14 protein-coding genes are annotated in these 15769 nt (G+C 71.1%); 4 read left to right on the forward strand and 10 right to left on the reverse strand.

Annotation, left to right across the window (positions count from 1 at the left end; genetic code table 11):
* Window positions 1–11: 11 nt before the first annotated feature.
* The gene (locus ACIPK3_RS08620; RefSeq protein ID WP_402567460.1) at window positions 12–1796 is read left to right on the forward strand and encodes an FAD-binding dehydrogenase; all 1785 of its coding nucleotides are present in this window, start codon (window positions 12–14) and stop codon (window positions 1794–1796) included.
* 28 nt (window positions 1797–1824) lie between these two features.
* On the opposite strand, the gene ACIPK3_RS08625 is transcribed toward ACIPK3_RS08620, so the two are convergent.
* The 3 genes from ACIPK3_RS08625 to ACIPK3_RS08635 form a co-directional block, all read right to left on the reverse strand.
* Window positions 1825–2793 (reverse strand): alpha/beta hydrolase, encoded by a 969-nt coding sequence (locus ACIPK3_RS08625; RefSeq protein ID WP_402567461.1) that lies wholly within the window; start codon window positions 2791–2793, stop codon window positions 1825–1827.
* A gap of 207 nt (window positions 2794–3000) precedes the next feature.
* Window positions 3001–3354 carry a thioesterase family protein gene (locus ACIPK3_RS08630; RefSeq protein WP_402567463.1) on the reverse strand — a complete coding sequence of 118 codons (354 nt, stop codon included), beginning with the start codon at window positions 3352–3354 and terminating at the stop codon, window positions 3001–3003.
* 186 nt (window positions 3355–3540) lie between these two features.
* On the reverse strand, window positions 3541–4074 hold the full coding sequence (locus tag ACIPK3_RS08635; protein ID WP_402567465.1) for a hypothetical protein: 534 nt from the start codon (window positions 4072–4074) through the stop codon (window positions 3541–3543).
* A 158-nt stretch (window positions 4075–4232) separates the two neighbouring features.
* Here ACIPK3_RS08635 and htpG point away from each other — a divergent pair, with 158 nt between their 5' ends.
* Window positions 4233–6155, forward strand: a complete 1923-nt coding sequence (htpG, locus tag ACIPK3_RS08640; protein ID WP_402567467.1) for a molecular chaperone HtpG — start codon at window positions 4233–4235, stop codon at window positions 6153–6155.
* A 43-nt stretch (window positions 6156–6198) separates the two neighbouring features.
* On the opposite strand, the gene ACIPK3_RS08645 is transcribed toward htpG, so the two are convergent.
* The 6 genes from ACIPK3_RS08645 to ACIPK3_RS08670 all read right to left on the reverse strand — a co-directional run bounded on the left by ACIPK3_RS08645 (window position 6199) and on the right by ACIPK3_RS08670 (window position 12919).
* Window positions 6199–7176, reverse strand: coding sequence for an asparaginase (locus ACIPK3_RS08645; RefSeq protein ID WP_402567469.1), 978 nt, complete (start codon window positions 7174–7176; stop codon window positions 6199–6201).
* A 95-nt stretch (window positions 7177–7271) separates the two neighbouring features.
* Window positions 7272–9704 (reverse strand): GH92 family glycosyl hydrolase, encoded by a 2433-nt coding sequence (locus ACIPK3_RS08650; protein ID WP_402567470.1) that lies wholly within the window; start codon window positions 9702–9704, stop codon window positions 7272–7274.
* A 128-nt stretch (window positions 9705–9832) separates the two neighbouring features.
* Window positions 9833–11476, reverse strand: a complete 1644-nt coding sequence (locus tag ACIPK3_RS08655) for an MFS transporter (protein ID WP_402567863.1) — start codon at window positions 11474–11476, stop codon at window positions 9833–9835.
* A gap of 83 nt (window positions 11477–11559) precedes the next feature.
* Entirely contained in the window at window positions 11560–11994 is a 435-nt protein-coding gene (locus ACIPK3_RS08660; protein ID WP_402567471.1) for a MarR family winged helix-turn-helix transcriptional regulator, read from the reverse strand.
* A gap of 100 nt (window positions 11995–12094) precedes the next feature.
* On the reverse strand, window positions 12095–12607 hold the full coding sequence (locus tag ACIPK3_RS08665) for a PaaI family thioesterase (RefSeq protein ID WP_402567473.1): 513 nt from the start codon (window positions 12605–12607) through the stop codon (window positions 12095–12097).
* A gap of 12 nt (window positions 12608–12619) precedes the next feature.
* Window positions 12620–12919, reverse strand: a complete 300-nt coding sequence (locus ACIPK3_RS08670) for a putative quinol monooxygenase (RefSeq protein WP_402567474.1) — start codon at window positions 12917–12919, stop codon at window positions 12620–12622.
* Between the two features lie 136 nt (window positions 12920–13055).
* Here ACIPK3_RS08670 and ACIPK3_RS08675 point away from each other — a divergent pair, with 136 nt between their 5' ends.
* Complete coding sequence (locus ACIPK3_RS08675) at window positions 13056–14015, forward strand: GlxA family transcriptional regulator (protein ID WP_402567476.1); 960 nt, start codon at window positions 13056–13058, stop codon at window positions 14013–14015.
* 113 nt (window positions 14016–14128) lie between these two features.
* A complete protein-coding gene (gene lexA, locus ACIPK3_RS08680; RefSeq protein ID WP_402567478.1) occupies window positions 14129–14800 on the forward strand; it encodes a transcriptional repressor LexA in 672 nt (223 codons plus the stop codon).
* A gap of 115 nt (window positions 14801–14915) precedes the next feature.
* Here lexA and ACIPK3_RS08685 read toward each other — a convergent pair whose 3' ends face one another.
* Complete coding sequence (locus ACIPK3_RS08685) at window positions 14916–15713, reverse strand: nitrilase-related carbon-nitrogen hydrolase (RefSeq protein WP_402567480.1); 798 nt, start codon at window positions 15711–15713, stop codon at window positions 14916–14918.
* Window positions 15714–15769: the final 56 nt, after the last annotated feature.

A 15769-nucleotide genomic window follows, 5' to 3' on the forward strand; every position in this document is an offset into this window, starting at 1 on the left:
GAAGGCAGGACATGCAGAACACACCAGTCCCGGGCTCCCTCACCCGCCGTCGTGCTCTGACCGTCGCCGGCGGAGTGCTCGCGGCGGCGACCCTCGCCCAGACCCTGCCCGCCTTCGCCGCCGGGTCGCAGGACGCGGACGCCATCGTGGTGGGACACGGGCTCGCCGGGCTGGTCGCCACCGCCGAACTGGCCGCGGCCGGGCGCAAGGTGCTGCTCCTCGACCAGGAACCCGAGGCCAGCCTGGGCGGCCAGGCGTTCTGGTCCTTCGGCGGACTGTTCATGGTCGACTCCGTCGAGCAGCGCCTGATGGGCGTCAAGGACTCCAAGGACCTCGCCTGGCAGGACTGGCTCGGCACGGCCGGCTTCGACCGCGGGGTCACCGACCCGGCGGGCGAGGACCACTGGGGCCACAAGTGGGCCGAGGCGTATGTGGACTTCGCGGCGGGCGAGAAGCGCTCCTGGCTCGCGAGCCTCGGCATGCAGTGGTTCCCGGTGGTCGGCTGGGCCGAGCGCGGCGGCGGCCGCGCCGACGGACACGGCAACTCGGTACCCCGTTTCCACGTGACCTGGGGCACCGGGCCGGCGGTCGTCGAACCCTTCGAGAAGAAGGTGCGGGCCGCGGTCGCCGACGGCAAGGTGACATTCAGGTTCCGGCACCGGGTCGACGAACTCGTGACCACCAACGGTGCGGTCACCGGTGTCCGGGGTGCCGTCCTGGAACCCAGCAACGCGGCCCGCGGCACGTCCAGTTCCCGCACCGTCGTCGGCGACTTCGAACTCCGCGCTCCGGTGGTCGTCGTGACCTCCGGCGGGATCGGCGCCAACCACGACCTGATCCGGCAGAACTGGCCCGCCCGGCTCGGCACCGCCCCGAAGTTCATGGTCACCGGCGTACCGGCGCACGTCGACGGCCGTATGCTGGCGATCACTCGGAAGGCGGGCGGACGGATCGTCAACCCCGACCGGATGTGGCACTACACCGAAGGCCTCAGGAACTACGACCCGATCTGGCCGGGCCACGGCATCCGGATCCTGCCAGGCCCGTCGTCCATGTGGTTCGACGCGACCGGCCAACGGTTCGACAGCCCGGACATCCCCGGGTACGACACCCTCCACACCCTCAAGTCGATCACCGCCTCCGGCTACGACTACTCCTGGTTCGTCACCACGCAGAAGATCATGGCGAAGGAGTTCGCGCTCTCCGGCTCCGAACAGAACCCGGACCTCACCAACAAGGACATCCTGAAACTGCTGTCACGGATCTGGCAGACCCCCGAACCGATCGAGCGGTTCAAGAACAGGGGCGCCGACTTCGTGGTGGCCTCGACGCTCCCCGAACTCGTCACCGGGATGAACAGACTGACCGGCACCGACCTCATCGATCTGACTTCCCTCAAACGGCAGATCGAGGCACGGGACCGCGAAATCAACAACCCCTACACCAAGGACGCCCAGGTCATGGGCATCCGCAACGCTCTCACCTACATCGGGGACTCGCTCAGCCGCACGGCCCCCATTCACCGGATCCTCGACACGAGCGCGGGTCCGCTGATCGCCGTACGCCTCAACGTCCTCACCCGCAAGACCCTCGGCGGCCTCCAGACCGACCTCTCGGGCCGCGTCCTCGACGCGAGCGGACAACCGGTGCCCGGTCTCTACGCGGCAGGCGAGGTCGCCGGCTTCGGCGGGGGCGGGGTCCACGGATACCGCTCCATGGAAGGCACGTTCCTCGGCGGCTGCATCTTCTCGGGCCGTCAGGCCGGACGTGCCGCTGCCGGGGCGACCGCGACCTGAGCCGCCCCGGCTCCCTCGGCTCCCCTCGTCAGGCGGATCCGGTGCCGAGGGCGTCCCGCAGGATCGAGATGGCCTGGTCGACCGCCGCCCGGGTGGCCTTGGACTCGCTGAGCGAGTTGAGCATCATGAAGTCGTGCACCGTGCCGTCGTAGCGCACGGTGGTGACCGGGACACCCGCGGCGCGCAGCTTGGCCGCGTACGCCTCGCCCTCGTCGCGCAGCACATCGGCCTCGTCCACGATCAGCAGAGCCGGGGGCAGGCCGGTGAGCTGTGCGGTGGCGGCGTGGTTGGGGGAGGCGGTGATCTCGTCGCGCTGCTTCGGGTCGACGGTGTAGGCGTCCCAGAACCACTCCATCGCCTTGCGGCTGAGGTAGAAGCCGGAGTCGAACTGCTCGTAGGACTTCGTGTCCATGTTCGCGTCCGTGACCGGGTAGTACATCGACTGCTGGATGAACGCGACGTCGCCGCGCTCCTTGGCCATCAGGGCCAGCGCGGCGGTCATGTTCCCGCCGACCGAGTCTCCGGCCACCGCCATACGGCTCGCGTCCAGGCCCCTGGAGGCGCCCTCGCGCGTGATCCACTGCGCGGTGGCGTAGCCCTGCTCGATGGCCACCGGGTAGCGGGCCTCGGGCGAGGGGGTGTACTCGACGAAGGCCACCGCCACGCCCGCGCCGACCGCTAGCTCCCGCACCAGACGGTCGTGCGTGGCGGCGTTGCCCAGGACCCAGCCGCCACCGTGCATGTACAGCACGACGGGCAGTGTTCCGGTGGCACCCTGCGGCCTGACGATGCGCACCCGCACGTCGCCCACGGGGGCCGCTACGGTGATCCACTCCTCGTCGACCGGCAGCTTGTCGATCGGCGCGGCCTGGAGGTCGTCCAGGACCTTGCGCGCCTCCATCGGCTTCAGTTCGTACAGGAACGGGTGGCCGGAGGTCGCGTCGGCCAGCTCCTGTGCCGGGCGTTCCAGGACGATCGTGGCGGATTGAGCGGTCATGACGGTGCTCCCTGCTGGTGCTGAGAAGTCATGATGAAGTGCGGCGACACGGATCCTGCCCACTGCGGGGCGCCGGCGTCGCCGTGCTCCAGGGCTCGGGCCGAGCCCCTCATCGGGCCCTCGACGGGGCGACAGGCCCATCGTAGTCGCGCGCCGCGCACCCCTCGACTCCGGAGAGGTCCGGTCCGAAGAGGCCCGGCAACCGCCTCAGGACTCCGCTTCCTCGAGAAACCGCCGGCGGTCCACGACGACCCGGTCGATCTCACCCGCCGCCACCAGTCTGCCCGAGCCGTCGACGGCGCGTACCCGGAAGGTGAGCCGACGGCCCGAGACGGTCGGCGGCTCCGCCGAGACGTCCACCAGACCCCCGACGGGCGTGGCTCGGACGTGCTCGACCCGCAGGACGGTACCCACCGTGGTCCGTCCGGGCTCCGTGAACGGCGCCGCGGCCCGCACGGTCGCCGCCTCCAGCCACGCGACCAGCCGCGGCGTGGCCAGCACCGGCACGTCCCCGCTGCCCAGGCTCACCGCCGTGTCCGCTTCCGTCACCTCGTGGCGCATCGCATCAAGCTACCAGCGACAGGACCGTGCCGCGCCGCAGCCGCACCTCGCGGAGGATCGCGCGGCAGTCGCCACGCTTCTTCAACGGCACGCCCGTGCAACGGAGTTGTACGACCTCCTCAAGGGCTGCACGGCGGGATGCCTCCGCGCGCCGAGGCATCCCGCCGTGCTGGCCGTGGAGCGCGGTCAGCAGACCTTGGCGTGCGGGACGTCGAGGACGTAGCGCTCCGGCGAGTGGAGGACGGAGGTCTTCGGGACGGGCTTGGCGCCGTAGGCGGCGCCGAAGGTGACCACACCCTCGAAGTCACCGGTGAGCGCGAGGCCCTTGAGCACGGGCAGACCGATCTTCGTCAGCCGTGGTCCCCGGTAGACCGACTGGCCCGACGCGTTGTGAGCGGCGGCCGGGGAGAACCTGACCTCCAGGAAGTACTTCCCGGAGAGCGGGACCTTCTTTCCGGAGGGGTCGTAGATCAGTTTCGTGACGGGCCGCACGGTGACCGTGGGAACGGTCCCCTTGACGTCGAAGACGAGACGGTCGTACGTGCAGTGCCCGCCCCACCGGGCGTTGACCACGAGCGCCTGGGCGGCGGCCGGCCGGGACGGCGCGGCGGCCGAGGCGGAAGCCGTGGCGCCGACGGTGGCGGTGAGCGTGAGAAGGAGGCCGGCGGCGACGGCCGTAGGGCGCCGCAGGTGATGACGGTGAGGTTGGTGGTGACGCATGACGCCCCCCGGTTCATTCCTTGGTTGGGGACAGTTACTTCACTATGGGGGACATCCGGGAGGGCCGCACGGTTGCGTGACTTGGTGATTTACAGTGACTTCCACCCGTGTTCCGGTATCCGGAGCACCGCCGAGTACCTGTGAGGGACACCCGAACCATGCCGACCGAAACGTTTGAGTTCCAGGTAGAGGCCCGTCAGCTGCTCCAGCTGATGATCCACTCGGTCTACTCGAACAAGGACGTCTTCCTGCGTGAGCTCGTCTCCAACGCCTCCGACGCGCTCGACAAGCTGCGCCTGGCCAAGCTGCGGGACGGCGGACTCGACGCGGACACGTCCGACCCGCACATCGAGATCGAACTCGACCGGGAGGCCCGCACCCTCACCGTGCGGGACAACGGCATCGGGATGTCGTACGACGAGGTCGGACAGCTCATCGGCACGATCGCCAACTCCGGTACGGCCGCCTTCCTGGCGGAGCTGAAGGAGGCCCGGGACCAGGCCGGGGCCGAGGGGCTCATCGGCCAGTTCGGTGTCGGCTTCTACTCGGGCTTCATGGTGGCCGACGAGATGACCCTGGTGACCCGGCGGGCCGGGGAGAGCACGGGTACCCGCTGGTCGTCGCGAGGCGAGGGCACGTACACCCTGGAGACCGCCGACGACGCCCCGCAGGGCACCGCGGTCACCCTGCACCTCAAGGCCGCCGACCCCGAGAACCAGCTGCACGACTACACGTCGGTGTGGACGGTCAAGGAGATCGTCAAGCGGTACTCCGACTTCATCACCTGGCCGATCCGGCTCCTCCCCGGCGAGGGCGACGGCGACGGCAAGGGAGACGGCGAGAGCGGGACCGCGCCCGAACCCGAGACGCTGAACTCGATGAAGGCCCTGTGGGCCCGACCGCGCGACGAGGTGTCCGACGACGAGTACCACGAGCTGTACAAGCACGTCAGCCACGACTGGCGCGATCCGCTGGAGACGATCCGCCTCCAGGCGGAGGGCACCTTCGAGTACCAGGCCCTGCTGTTCCTCCCGGCCCACGCCCCGCACGACCTGTTCACCCGGGACTCCCGGCGCGGTCTCCAGCTGTACGTCAAGCGCGTACTGATCATGGACGACTGCGAGGCGCTGCTGCCGCCGTTCCTCCGCTTCGTCAAGGGCGTCGTGGACGCGCAGGACCTCTCGCTCAACGTCTCCCGCGAGATCCTCCAGCAGGACCGGCACATCCGGATGATCCAGCGCCGGCTGACCAAGAAGGTGCTGTCCTCCGTCAAGGAGATGAAGACGAAGGACGCCGACAAGTACGCCACGTTCTGGCGGGAGTTCGGCGCCGTCCTGAAGGAGGGGCTGCTCGGCGACCCCGACAGCCGGGACGCGCTGCTCGCCGTCTCCTCCTTCGCGAGCACGCACGCCGAGGACGAGCCGACCACGCTCCAGCAGTACGTGGAGCGCATGAAGGACGGCCAGGACGACATCTACTTCATGTGCGGCGAGTCCCGGCAGAGCATCGAGAACTCCCCGCACATGGAGGCGTTCAGGGCCCGCGGCATCGAGGTCCTGCTGCTCACGGACCCGGTGGACGAGGTGTGGGTCGACGCCGTGAGCGAGTTCGAGGGCAAGCGGCTGCGGTCCGTCACCAAGGGCGAGATCGACCTCGACGCCAAGGACGGCGAACAGGCCGACGAGGAACGGGAGAAGCAGGCCGAGGAGTACGGCGGCCTGCTCGGCTGGATGAAGGAACAGCTGGCGGAGGACATCAAGGACGTCCGCCTCTCGACGCGACTCACCGTCTCCCCGGCCTGCGTCGTCTCCGACGCCCACGACCTCACCCCGGCACTGGAGAACATGTACCGGGCGATGGGCCAGGAGGTCCCGGCCACGAAGCGGATCCTCGAACTCAACCCCGGCCACCCGCTCGTGCGCAGCCTGAACGAGGCGTACCGGGAGCGCGAGGACCACGCCCCGCTCGTGGACACCGCCGAACTGCTCTACGGCCTCGCGGTGCTCGGCGAGGGCGGCCGTCCGAAGGAACCGGCACGGTTCGTCCAACTGGTCGCGCAGCGCCTGGAGCACGCGCTCTGAGCCGCACCGCCCGAGTACCGCCTCGCGTGCGGTGGCCGGGGCATCAGCCGTGCTCCGCGAAGGCCTTGGCCACCGTCTCGCGATCCGCGTCCGCCGCGAGCAGCAGCCGTAGCAGGACCCGTGCCTTGTACGGATCCAGCAGCCCGCCGTCGATCAGGCCGCGCTCGCGCAGATCGGTTTCCGAGCCGGGCGCGGTGTAGGTGTGCCGCAGCACCGAGCCGCTGCCCGTGCGGGAGGTCAGCACGACGGGCATGCGTTCGGCCAGCGCACCCAGCACGGGAGCCAGCCGCGCGGGGACGTGCCCGACCCCGAAGCCGGCCACCACCAGGCCCCGGCAGGTGTCCGCGACCCCGGAAAGCAGGGCGCCGTCGTCGTCCAGCGTCACGCAGTGCAGGGCGACGCGGGTGGCATCCAGCCGTGCGGTGTCGTACCGGGCGGGCAGGACGCCGCGGCGCGGGGGCACGGCCAGGACGCGCACCCTGCCCTCCACGACGTGGCCCGCCGGTCCGGTGTTCGGCGACACGAAGGCCGCTGTGCTGGTGCTGTGCGACTTGCGGACCCAGCGTGCCGCGTGCACCTCGTCGTTGAAGGCCACCAGCGCGCCGAGACCGCGTGCCTCGCGAGAGGCGGCGACGCGCACGGCCGAGAGCACGTTGGCGGGCCCGTCGGCACCGGCCATGGCCGCCTGCCGCATCGCACCGGTCAGGACGAACGGCGCGTCGTGCGGCCAGACCAGGTCGGCCAGATATGCGGTCTCCTCCAGTGTGTCGGTGCCCTGGGTGACGACGATGCCCGCCGCCCCCTCGTCCACCGCTCGGCTGGCGTCCCCGACCAGATCCAGCAACTGGGCGAACGTCAGGCTCCCGCTGGGTACGGCGTGCACGTCCCGCACGTCGAGTTCCACGCCCAGCTCCTCGAGCCCGGGCACGGCGGCGGCGATCTCGGCTCCGGTGAGCCGATCCGACTCACCCCGCCGCGCCACCGAGATCGTGCCGCCCAGTGCGAACACCGCCACCCTCATGTACTGCCTCCGTCGAACGCCGTGGATCATCATGACGGGGACATGATGCCGGTTGCGCACGGCCCCGCGGTGCGTCGCCGCGGGGCCGGCGCGGGCTACTTCGGCAGGTCGCTCTCCCCGGTCGCCCAGCGGGTGTTGGGCGTGGTGGCGAGACGGAGGTCGAGTCTGCCGCCGGAGCCGACCAGTGACGGACCGGCCCAGGATCGCGACAGGCCACGGCCGTTCTGGCGCACGCCGTCGACGTAGATGTGCGTGTCGTCGGCGGCGGGCGCGGTGATGACGATGTCCGCCCGGCCGGTCCGGTGCAGGACCGCCTTCGGGAACACCGGGGCACCCAGCAGCAGGTTCGCGCTGCCCGGGCTCTGCGGGTAGATCCCGAGGGCGGAGAAGACGTACCAGGCGGACATCGTGCCCAGGTCGTCGTTCCCGGGGAGCCCCGAAGGGCCGGTCCCGTAGACGGTGTTCAGGATCCGGCGGACCGTCTCCTGGGTCTTCCAGGGCCGGCCCAGGGCGTTGTAGAGCCAGGGGGCGTGAATGCCGGGCTCGTTCGTCGCGTCGTAGCGCAGCGGGTCGCCGCCGCGCAGCGACCAGGAGCCGTCGGCGGTGTGGAAGAACCCGTCGAGGCGGGCGGCGGCCCTGTCCCGGCCGCCCATGGCGGCGGCGAGCCCCTGGACGTCCTGCGGCACCATCCACGTGTAGGTCGCGCTGGTGCCCTGGGCGAAGCCGAGGTCGCTGCCCGGGCTGAACGGGGTGACCCAGCCGCCGTCCAGATTGCGCGCCTGCGCGTAGCCGGTACCGGGGTTGAAGACGTTGCGCCAATAGGCGCCGCGCTCCGTGAACTCCTTCGCCTCCCTGTCACGGCCGAGCATCCTCGCCCACTGGGCGAGCGCGTGGTCGGCGACGGCGTCCTCCAACGTCTCCGCCGCCCCGCCCCAGCAGTGGCACACGTCCTGGGCGGCGTAGTGCGAGGTCAGGTACTGGCCGAGGTTCGGGCGCTGGCCCTCGCACTGCCCGGGGCAGCCCGCGTCCGACAGTCCGTCCGCGGTGGGCACGGTGGCCTGGCGGACGAGCGAGTCGAAGGCGCCCCGGTAGTCGAAGTTGCGCACGCCCATGGCGTAGAAGGTGGCGAGGGTGGCCGCGGACGGGTCACCGGTCATCACATGGGTGGCACCGCTGATGTGCACCCAGCGGTCCCACACTCCTCGGTTCTGCTGGGCGAAGTTGTAGAGCGACTGCGCGAAGTCGCCCGCCACACGGGGTTTCAGCAGGGCGAGGAGCTGTATCTGGGCCCGATACTGGTCCCAGCCCGAGAAGTTGCTGTACTGCGCCCGCTGGCCGCGCGCCAGCCGGTGCACGGCCTGGTCCATGCCCCAGTAGCGGCCGTCGGCGTCGCTGATCAGGTTGGGCTGCATCAGCGCGTGGTAGAGCGCCGTGTAGAAGGCCGTACGGCGGTCCGCGCCGCCGCCCTGCACCCGCACCGACCCCAGCTCACGGTCCCAGGCACGCGCTCCGGCCTCGGCGACGTCGGCCACGCGCGCCCGCGGCGCGATCTCCTGGCGGAGGTTGTTCTCGGCGCCCGCGAGGCTGACGTAGGAGATGCCGATCCGCATGTGGACATCGTTGTCAGAGCGGGTGTCGAAGCCGACCCAGCCTCCGGAGCCGCGCCCCGCGCGGTCGGAGCCGGTGGCGTATCCCTCGCCGCCGGACGCGGTCGTGGAACCGGGCGACAACTGGCTGTCGTGCCAGGTGCCGACGGACGAGAAGGCGCGGTCGAAGGACGCGCTGAAGTAGAGGCGGTAGTAGCTCTTGCGGTTGTTCACCCCGCCGTTGGCGCGGCGCCCGCAGAACGCGCCGGTCAGCACCGAGCCGGTCACCTTGCGGTGGGCGGCGTCGATGTCGACGTGCGCGTCCTCGCTGCCGTTGAGCGAGTTGGACACGCGGAAGAGCAGGTTCGCCGGGCGGGCCGCCGGGAAGCCGAAGTCGGCGACCGCGGCACGTTCGCCGACGGCCAGGTCGGCGGAGGCGCCCGAGTCGAGGCCCAGGGTGTAGCGGCCGGGCACGGCCTTCTCGTTGGCGTGCGAGAAGTTCGCCGCGTAGACGGCGTCCTTGGTGTCGGCCGACGGCGACGACGTGACATCGCCGACGAACGGCATGATCGGGACATCACCCGCCGCGCCCGGGTTGCAGCCCGCGCCGTTGACGTGGGTCAGGCTCAGTCCGCGGATCCGGGTCGCGTCGTACTGGTAGCCGTTGGCCGCGCCCGTGCTGGTCTGGTCGCCCTTGGTGCTGGTAGGGGACCAGGCGATCATTCCGTACGGCAGGGTGGCACCGGGGAAGGTGTTGCCGCCGTTCGCCGAGCCGATCAGCGGGTCCACGAGAGTGGAGGGGCGCTCGGTGACGGCGTTGGGCGCCGTGGCGGTCGCGGGGAACGGAGCCGCCGCGGCCAGCACGGTCGTGACCGCGACGGCGACGGCTCCCGTTCCGAAGCGTCTGGCGAGTGTCGCCCTGCGCGATTGCGGGTGATTCATACGTCAAGTCGCCTTTCATCGAGGGTGAATGGAGGCGACGTGAGGCTAGGAGGGACATCCGCCGGGAGGCAAGAGGTACCAGGGTACGGGCGGTGAAGTCCGGGTGAACGGTGTGCCGGGCGCGGGAGTTATCGCACGGGGCGTCCGGTCTGTGCCGGGGTGGCGGCCTCGACGGCGGGCTTCTCCGGGGCCTCGTGGCGGCCCCGCAGGGCGGACGCCAGCGCGGACACGACGGCCATGCCCGCGGCGACGCCGAAGACCACGGTCAGCCCCTGGTGGAAGGGTTCCGACACCAGTTGCGGGAAGAAGCCGTGACCTGTCAGCACCTCGCGCTGGGCGGGCGACAGTGAGGACAGCGATCCAGTCGAACCGAGCAGATGACCGATGGGGTTGTCCCCGAGGAACGTCGCGAAAAGCGTGCTCACCGGCGGCAGCGACGCGGCCTGGTCCGCCGCGGCGGCGGGCACGCCGTTCGCGCGCAGTCCGGCGCCGAGTGCCGCCGGGAGGGAGGACGCGAGTCCCGAGACCATGAGGGTGAAGAACACACCGATCGACAGGGCGGTGCCCGAGTTCTGGAAAGTGGACCGCATCCCCGAGGCCACGCCCCGGTACTCGGCCGGCACACTTCCCATGATCGACGACGTGTTCGGTGCGGAGAACATGCCCTGACCGAGCCCGTTGAGCAGCAGCAGCGCCGCGAACGCGCCGTAGTCGAAGTTCACCGGCAGGGTGAGCAGGCCCAGGAACGAGGCGGCGACCAGCAGCAGGCCCGTGGTGGAGAACAGCCGGGCGCCGAACCGGTCGGAGAGATGGCCGGACACGGGCCCCGCGATCAGGAAGCCCAGCGTCAGCGGAAGCATGAAGATGCCCGCCCACAGCGGCGTTTCCTCGAAGTCGTAGCCGTGCAGCGGCAGCCAGATGCCCTGGAGCCAGATGATGAGCATGAACTGGAGCCCGCCGCGCGCGATCGCGGTGAGCAGGGCCGCCAGGTTGCCCGCGGCGAACGCCCGCACCTTGAACAGCGACAACTCGAACATGGGCTCGGCGACACGGGTCTCGATGACGCAGAACAGCAGGAGCAGCAGGACACCGCCGCACAGGCCCGCGAGCACCCAGGGGTTGCCCCATCCGGTGGCGCTGCCGCCGTATGGCTGGATCCCGTAGGTGATGCCCGCGAGCAGGACCCCGGCACCGGCGGCGAAGGTGAGGTTGCCGAACCAGTCGATGCGGCCGCGCCGCCCCGAGGCGGTCTCGCGCAGGCTCAGCCAGGACCAGATGGTGCCGGTGACGCTGATGGGGACGCTCACCCAGAACACCGCCCGCCAGTCGACGGCCGCGAGCAGACCGCCCGCGAGCAGGCCGAGGAACTGGCCGGCGAGCGCGGTCATCTGGTTGACGCCCAGCGCCATGCCCCGCTGCCGTGCCGGAAAGGCGTCGGTGAGGATGGCGGCCGAGTTCGCGGTGAGCATGGAGCCGCCGAAGGCCTGCACCATGCGCCACAGGATCAGCCAGAGGGCCCCTGCGCCGGACCGGAACGGGTCCAGGGACAGCGCGACCGACGCGCACGCGAAGATCAGGAAGCCGAGGTTGTAGATCCGGACCCGGCCGAACATGTCGCCGAGCCGCCCGAGTACGACGACCAGCACCGCCGACACCAGCAGGTAGCCGAGGATCATCCAGAGCAGATAGCCGATGTTGCCCGCGGCCAGGGGGTCGAGGCCGATGCCCCGGAAGATCGCCGGGAGCGAGATGATCACGATGGACGCGTCCATCGTGGCGATCAGCACGCCCAGCGTGGTGTTGGACAGGGCGACCCACTTGTAGCCGGGGCCGGCGGGGGAGTCTTTGAGCCGGTTCACAGCCGTTCCGACAGACGGTCGAGCAGGGGCAGGGCGTCCCGGAGCACGGCCTGCTCCTGCGGGGTGAGGTCCCCGAGGGCCCGGGCGAGCCGGCTGACGGATTCGGACCGGCGTTCCGCCAGCATGGTGCGGCCCTCCTCGGTGATCGACACGATGGCACGCCGTCCGTCGGTGGCGTGGGGTGCCCGGCTTATCAGGCCGCGCTGTTCGAGTCCGTTCAGCGTGGTGGCCATGGCCTGCGGCCGGACGCGTTCCAGTTCGGCGAGCGAGCCCGGTGTGTCGGGGCCCGCCCCGGCGAGCCGGGCCAGCACGGAGACTCCGGACAGCGACACATCTCCGACGGCGTGTGCCTGGCGCAGACGGCGGGTGATCCGCGCGACCGCCAGCCGCAGGGCCGCGGCGAGCGGGGCGGTTTCCTGGACCTCGTTCACAAGTAATAACAATAGGCTTATCAGTCTGAACTGCTCAACCAAGCTTTAGTAACCAGGAGTGCCGGTCGGCCGGCCGGGAAGACCGGCCGACCGGCGTGCCTCAGCCCGCGGCGGGCACCGGGAACACCGCGCAGGTCGCGGTGGCGTGGGCGTACAGCCTGCCGTCGGTCCCGGTGATCCGGGCCTCCGCGGTCGCCGTCGTACGGCCGACGTGGACGGTACGGCCCTCGCAGCGCAGCGTCGGGGTGGTGGCCAGCACGGGTCTGACCAGGTGCACACCGAGCTGGGCGGTGGTGTACGCGACGCCGGGCGGCAGAGCGGTCAGCACCGCGGTGCCCAGCGCGGAGTCGAGGAGGGTGGCCGCGTAGCCGCCGTGCACGGTCCCCATCGGGTTGAAGAGGTGCTCGCCGGGATCACCCTCGAAGACCGCACCTCCCTCTTCCACCGCCACGAGCCGGAAGCCGAGGGTTCCGCAGATCGGGGCCTCGGGCAGCCGCCCGTCCAGGCTCATCCGGGCCAGTTCGAGACCGGTGTGGCCGGACGTGTCCGCGTAGCCCTTCGGGGCCGCCCAGGTGTGGGTGCGCGAGCGGGTCCCCGGGCCGTGCTGTGCCATGGTTCGCGCCGTTCAGTGAAGCTTGGCGGCCAGGACGTCGACCGGCCGGATGTCGGGCGCCTCGCTGAGCAGCGTCTGCGCGGCGTCCATCAGCGCGGCGGCGATCCTGCCCTGGAGATGGGCCTGGCGGCCCTCCTCCGCCTCGAAGGTGTCGAACACGCCGAAGGTGGTCGGGCCCTGGCGGAACGCGTACCACGTGACGGTGTTCTCCTCCTGCCGGGCGAGCTCCACCGCGTCGCGCAGCAGCGCCTCGACCTTGTCCGCGTGCTCAGGCCTGGCCTCGATCCGGGCCAGCAGTCCGATCTTCGTCATGGTGTGCTCCTGTGATGCCGTTGGGATTGAGCGGCGCTGGTGCCGGGCGCCTGATCTGTCCGGACTCCTCAGAATCTAGGCCGCGCACGCCGACGCTCCCAGTGTCGGAAACGACGCGGTGGATATGGTTTCCGACATGGACATAGCCCTGCTCGTCTACGACGGCGTCTTCGACTCCGGCCTCGCGGCCCTGCTCGACGTGCTGGACGCGGCCAACGCCATGCGCGACGAGCTCCCGGAACCGCCGCCGCCCTGGAACGTCACCAGGGTCGGCTTCCGCCGCCGCGTCCGCACCGGCGCGGGGCACCTGGTCGAGGCCGAGCCGGTGGCCGCGGCGGCGGGAACTGACCTGCTGGTGGTTCCGGCGCTCGCCGAGCGGCGGCCCGACGCCCTGCTCGCACACGTCTCCGGCCCGGCGTCCGAGCCGGTACGGCGCCTGGTCGCCGGGGCACGCGCGGACGGCACCCCCATCGCCTCCGCCTGCACCGGCACCTTCCTGCTCGCCGAGTCCGGCATCCTGGACGGGCTCAGCGCCACCACGAGCTGGTGGCTCGCGCCGTACTTCCGCAAGCGCTATCCGGAGGTGACCATCGACGAGGCGCGCATGGTGACCTCGTCCGACGGGGTGACCACGGCGGGCGCGGCGTTCGGGCACGTCGACCTCGCGCTGGCGATCGTCCGGATGAGCAGCCCCGCCCTTGCCGACCTGGTCGCCCGCTATCTCGTCATCGACGAGCGCCCGTCCCAGGCGGCCTACACCATCTCGGCGGCACTCGCGCAGAGCGACCCCACCCTGGCCGCCTTCGAACGCTGGGCCCGGGACCACCTGGACCAACCCATCTCCATCGTCGACGCCGCGCACGCCATCGGCGTCAGCGAACGCACGCTCCAACGGGCCGTGCGGCGCACGCTGGGCACCTCGCCGGTCCGCTTCGTGCAGGACCTGCGGGTCGAGCGCGCCCAGCATCTGCTGCGCACCACCGGCCTGCCCCTGGAGGTCATCGCCCGCAAGGTCGGCTACGAACACGCCAACACCCTGCGGATCCTGTTGCGCGAGCGCACCGGAACGACGGCGGGCGCGCTGCGCGGGCGATGAGTCCGCCCGCGCCCGGCACCGCAGGCACCTGGAATCCATCGAATCGGTGTTCCATTTGCGGGGCGTGGCGGGTTAAGGTCGCATTCTGCGGATCTTGTACGGAGGTACCCCGGATGGAGAAGAGCGAGCACGCCCGACGGGGCCGCCCGCCAGGCCCTCGCGCCTCCGAAGGCGAGCTGACGGGCCGCCAGAAGGCGATCGTCCACTGCATCACCGACGCGGTGAACCGGCAGGGCTATCCGCCGTCGATGCGGGAGATCGGCGCGGCCGTGGACCTCGCCAGCACCTCCTCGGTCGCCCACCAGCTGATGACCCTGGAACGCAAGGGCGTCCTCTACCGCGACCCGCACCGCCCCCGCGCCTACCGGGTACGGCCCTCATGGGCGCCCGACCTCGCCGGTGGGGCCTCCGCACCGGTCGAGGTCCCGCTCCTCGGACGGATCGCCGCCGGTGCGCCCCTGCTCGCGGACGAGATGGTCGAGGACGTGTACTCCCTGCCCCGCCAAGTCGTCGGCGAGGGCAACCTGTTCGCCCTCACGGTCAGCGGCGACAGCATGATCGACGCGGCCATCTGCGACGGCGACATCGTGACCGTCCGACGGCAGGACAGCGCCGACCACGGTGACATCGTCGCCGCCCTCATAGAGGACGAGGCCACCGTCAAGGTCCTGCGCCGTCAGGACGGCGAGGTCTGGCTCATGCCCCGCAACCCGGCGTACGCCCCGATACCCGGCGAGCGGGCCCAGATCCTGGGCAAGGTCGTGGGCGTGCTCCGGCTGCTGTAGGGCGCTGCCGAGGATCCGGCATCGGGAAGGCGGACCGGGGATCGGGAAAGCGACCCGGGATCGGGAGGCGGCCGCCGCCCACCACGGCCCCAGGTCGGACACGACCTGGCCCCGGTCACCGTGACCCGGGTGCCCCGATGGCGAGGACGCGGTCGCGCAGGACCGGGAGTTCGTGGCGGATCCGGGCGACCTCGGCCATGTCGCAGTCCACCGTCAGCGTCTCCTCGGCGGTACCGGCCTCGCCGAGCACGGTCCCCCAGGGGTCGGCGACCGTGCTGTGCCCGGCCTGCTCCATTCCTCCGTGGGTGCCCGTCGCACAGCAGGCCAGCAGGAAGACCTGCTCCTCCAGGGCCCTGGTGCGGGTCAGCAGCCGCCAGTGGCCCAGGCGCGCGGCGGGCCACGCGGCGGGAACGACGACCAGCTCCGCGCCCGCGTCGAGCAGGCCCCTGAACAACTCGGGGAAACGCAGGTCGTAGCAGATGGCCAGGCCGATCACGCCGAAGTCGGCGGCCACGGTGACGATGGCGCGGCCGCCGCCCATCAGGGTCGCCTCACCGGTGTCGAAGCCATACCGGTGGATCTTGCGATACCGGGCGCGCAGTTCCCCGGCCCGGTCGAAGAGGAGCGCGGTGTTGTACAGCGTGCCGTCCGTGTCCCGCTCCACGATCGACCCGGCGTGCAGCCACACCCCGGCCTCACGCGCGGCGGCCGACATGACCTCGGCGGTGGGACCGTCGACCGCCTCGGCGTCCTGCCCCCAGCCGTCGTACGCCCACGCGCCCGCCACCCACAGTTCCGGCAGCACCACCAGATCGTCACCCGCACGGCCGCGGACCAGGGCCGCCGCCCGGCGACGGCGCTCACCGGCCGAGTCCGACGCCTCCACGGACAGCTGTATCAGCGAGGCACGCATGCCCTCACCTCCGGGGTCGAACCCCCCTTTCCCACGAGCGTAGGGGGAGCGGCGCG

Origin of the sequence: Streptomyces sp. NPDC086787, assembly GCF_044745865.1 — a bacterium.
Taxonomy (GTDB): Bacteria; Actinomycetota; Actinomycetes; order Streptomycetales; family Streptomycetaceae; genus Streptomyces.

What these genes read in the sequence shown, in the direction of transcription:
- ACIPK3_RS08645 (WP_402567469.1), bottom strand. Translation starts at nt 7,176, where the DNA reads ATGAGGGTGGCGGTGTTCGCACTGGGCGGCACGATCTCGGTGGCGCGG.
- ACIPK3_RS08655 (WP_402567863.1), bottom strand. Translation starts at nt 11,476, where the DNA reads ATGGACGCGTCCATCGTGATCATCTCGCTCCCGGCGATCTTCCGGGGC.
- ACIPK3_RS08675 (WP_402567476.1), top strand. Translation starts at nt 13,056, where the DNA reads ATGGACATAGCCCTGCTCGTCTACGACGGCGTCTTCGACTCCGGCCTC.
- ACIPK3_RS08670 (WP_402567474.1), bottom strand. Translation starts at nt 12,919, where the DNA reads ATGACGAAGATCGGACTGCTGGCCCGGATCGAGGCCAGGCCTGAGCAC.
- ACIPK3_RS08625 (WP_402567461.1), bottom strand. Translation starts at nt 2,793, where the DNA reads ATGACCGCTCAATCCGCCACGATCGTCCTGGAACGCCCGGCACAGGAG.
- ACIPK3_RS08665 (WP_402567473.1), bottom strand. Translation starts at nt 12,607, where the DNA reads ATGGCACAGCACGGCCCGGGGACCCGCTCGCGCACCCACACCTGGGCG.
- ACIPK3_RS08685 (WP_402567480.1), bottom strand. Translation starts at nt 15,713, where the DNA reads ATGCGTGCCTCGCTGATACAGCTGTCCGTGGAGGCGTCGGACTCGGCC.
- ACIPK3_RS08650 (WP_402567470.1), bottom strand. Translation starts at nt 9,704, where the DNA reads ATGAATCACCCGCAATCGCGCAGGGCGACACTCGCCAGACGCTTCGGA.
- htpG (WP_402567467.1), top strand. Translation starts at nt 4,233, where the DNA reads ATGCCGACCGAAACGTTTGAGTTCCAGGTAGAGGCCCGTCAGCTGCTC.
- ACIPK3_RS08620 (WP_402567460.1), top strand. Translation starts at nt 12, where the DNA reads ATGCAGAACACACCAGTCCCGGGCTCCCTCACCCGCCGTCGTGCTCTG.
- lexA (WP_402567478.1), top strand. Translation starts at nt 14,129, where the DNA reads ATGGAGAAGAGCGAGCACGCCCGACGGGGCCGCCCGCCAGGCCCTCGC.
- ACIPK3_RS08630 (WP_402567463.1), bottom strand. Translation starts at nt 3,354, where the DNA reads ATGCGCCACGAGGTGACGGAAGCGGACACGGCGGTGAGCCTGGGCAGC.
- ACIPK3_RS08635 (WP_402567465.1), bottom strand. Translation starts at nt 4,074, where the DNA reads ATGCGTCACCACCAACCTCACCGTCATCACCTGCGGCGCCCTACGGCC.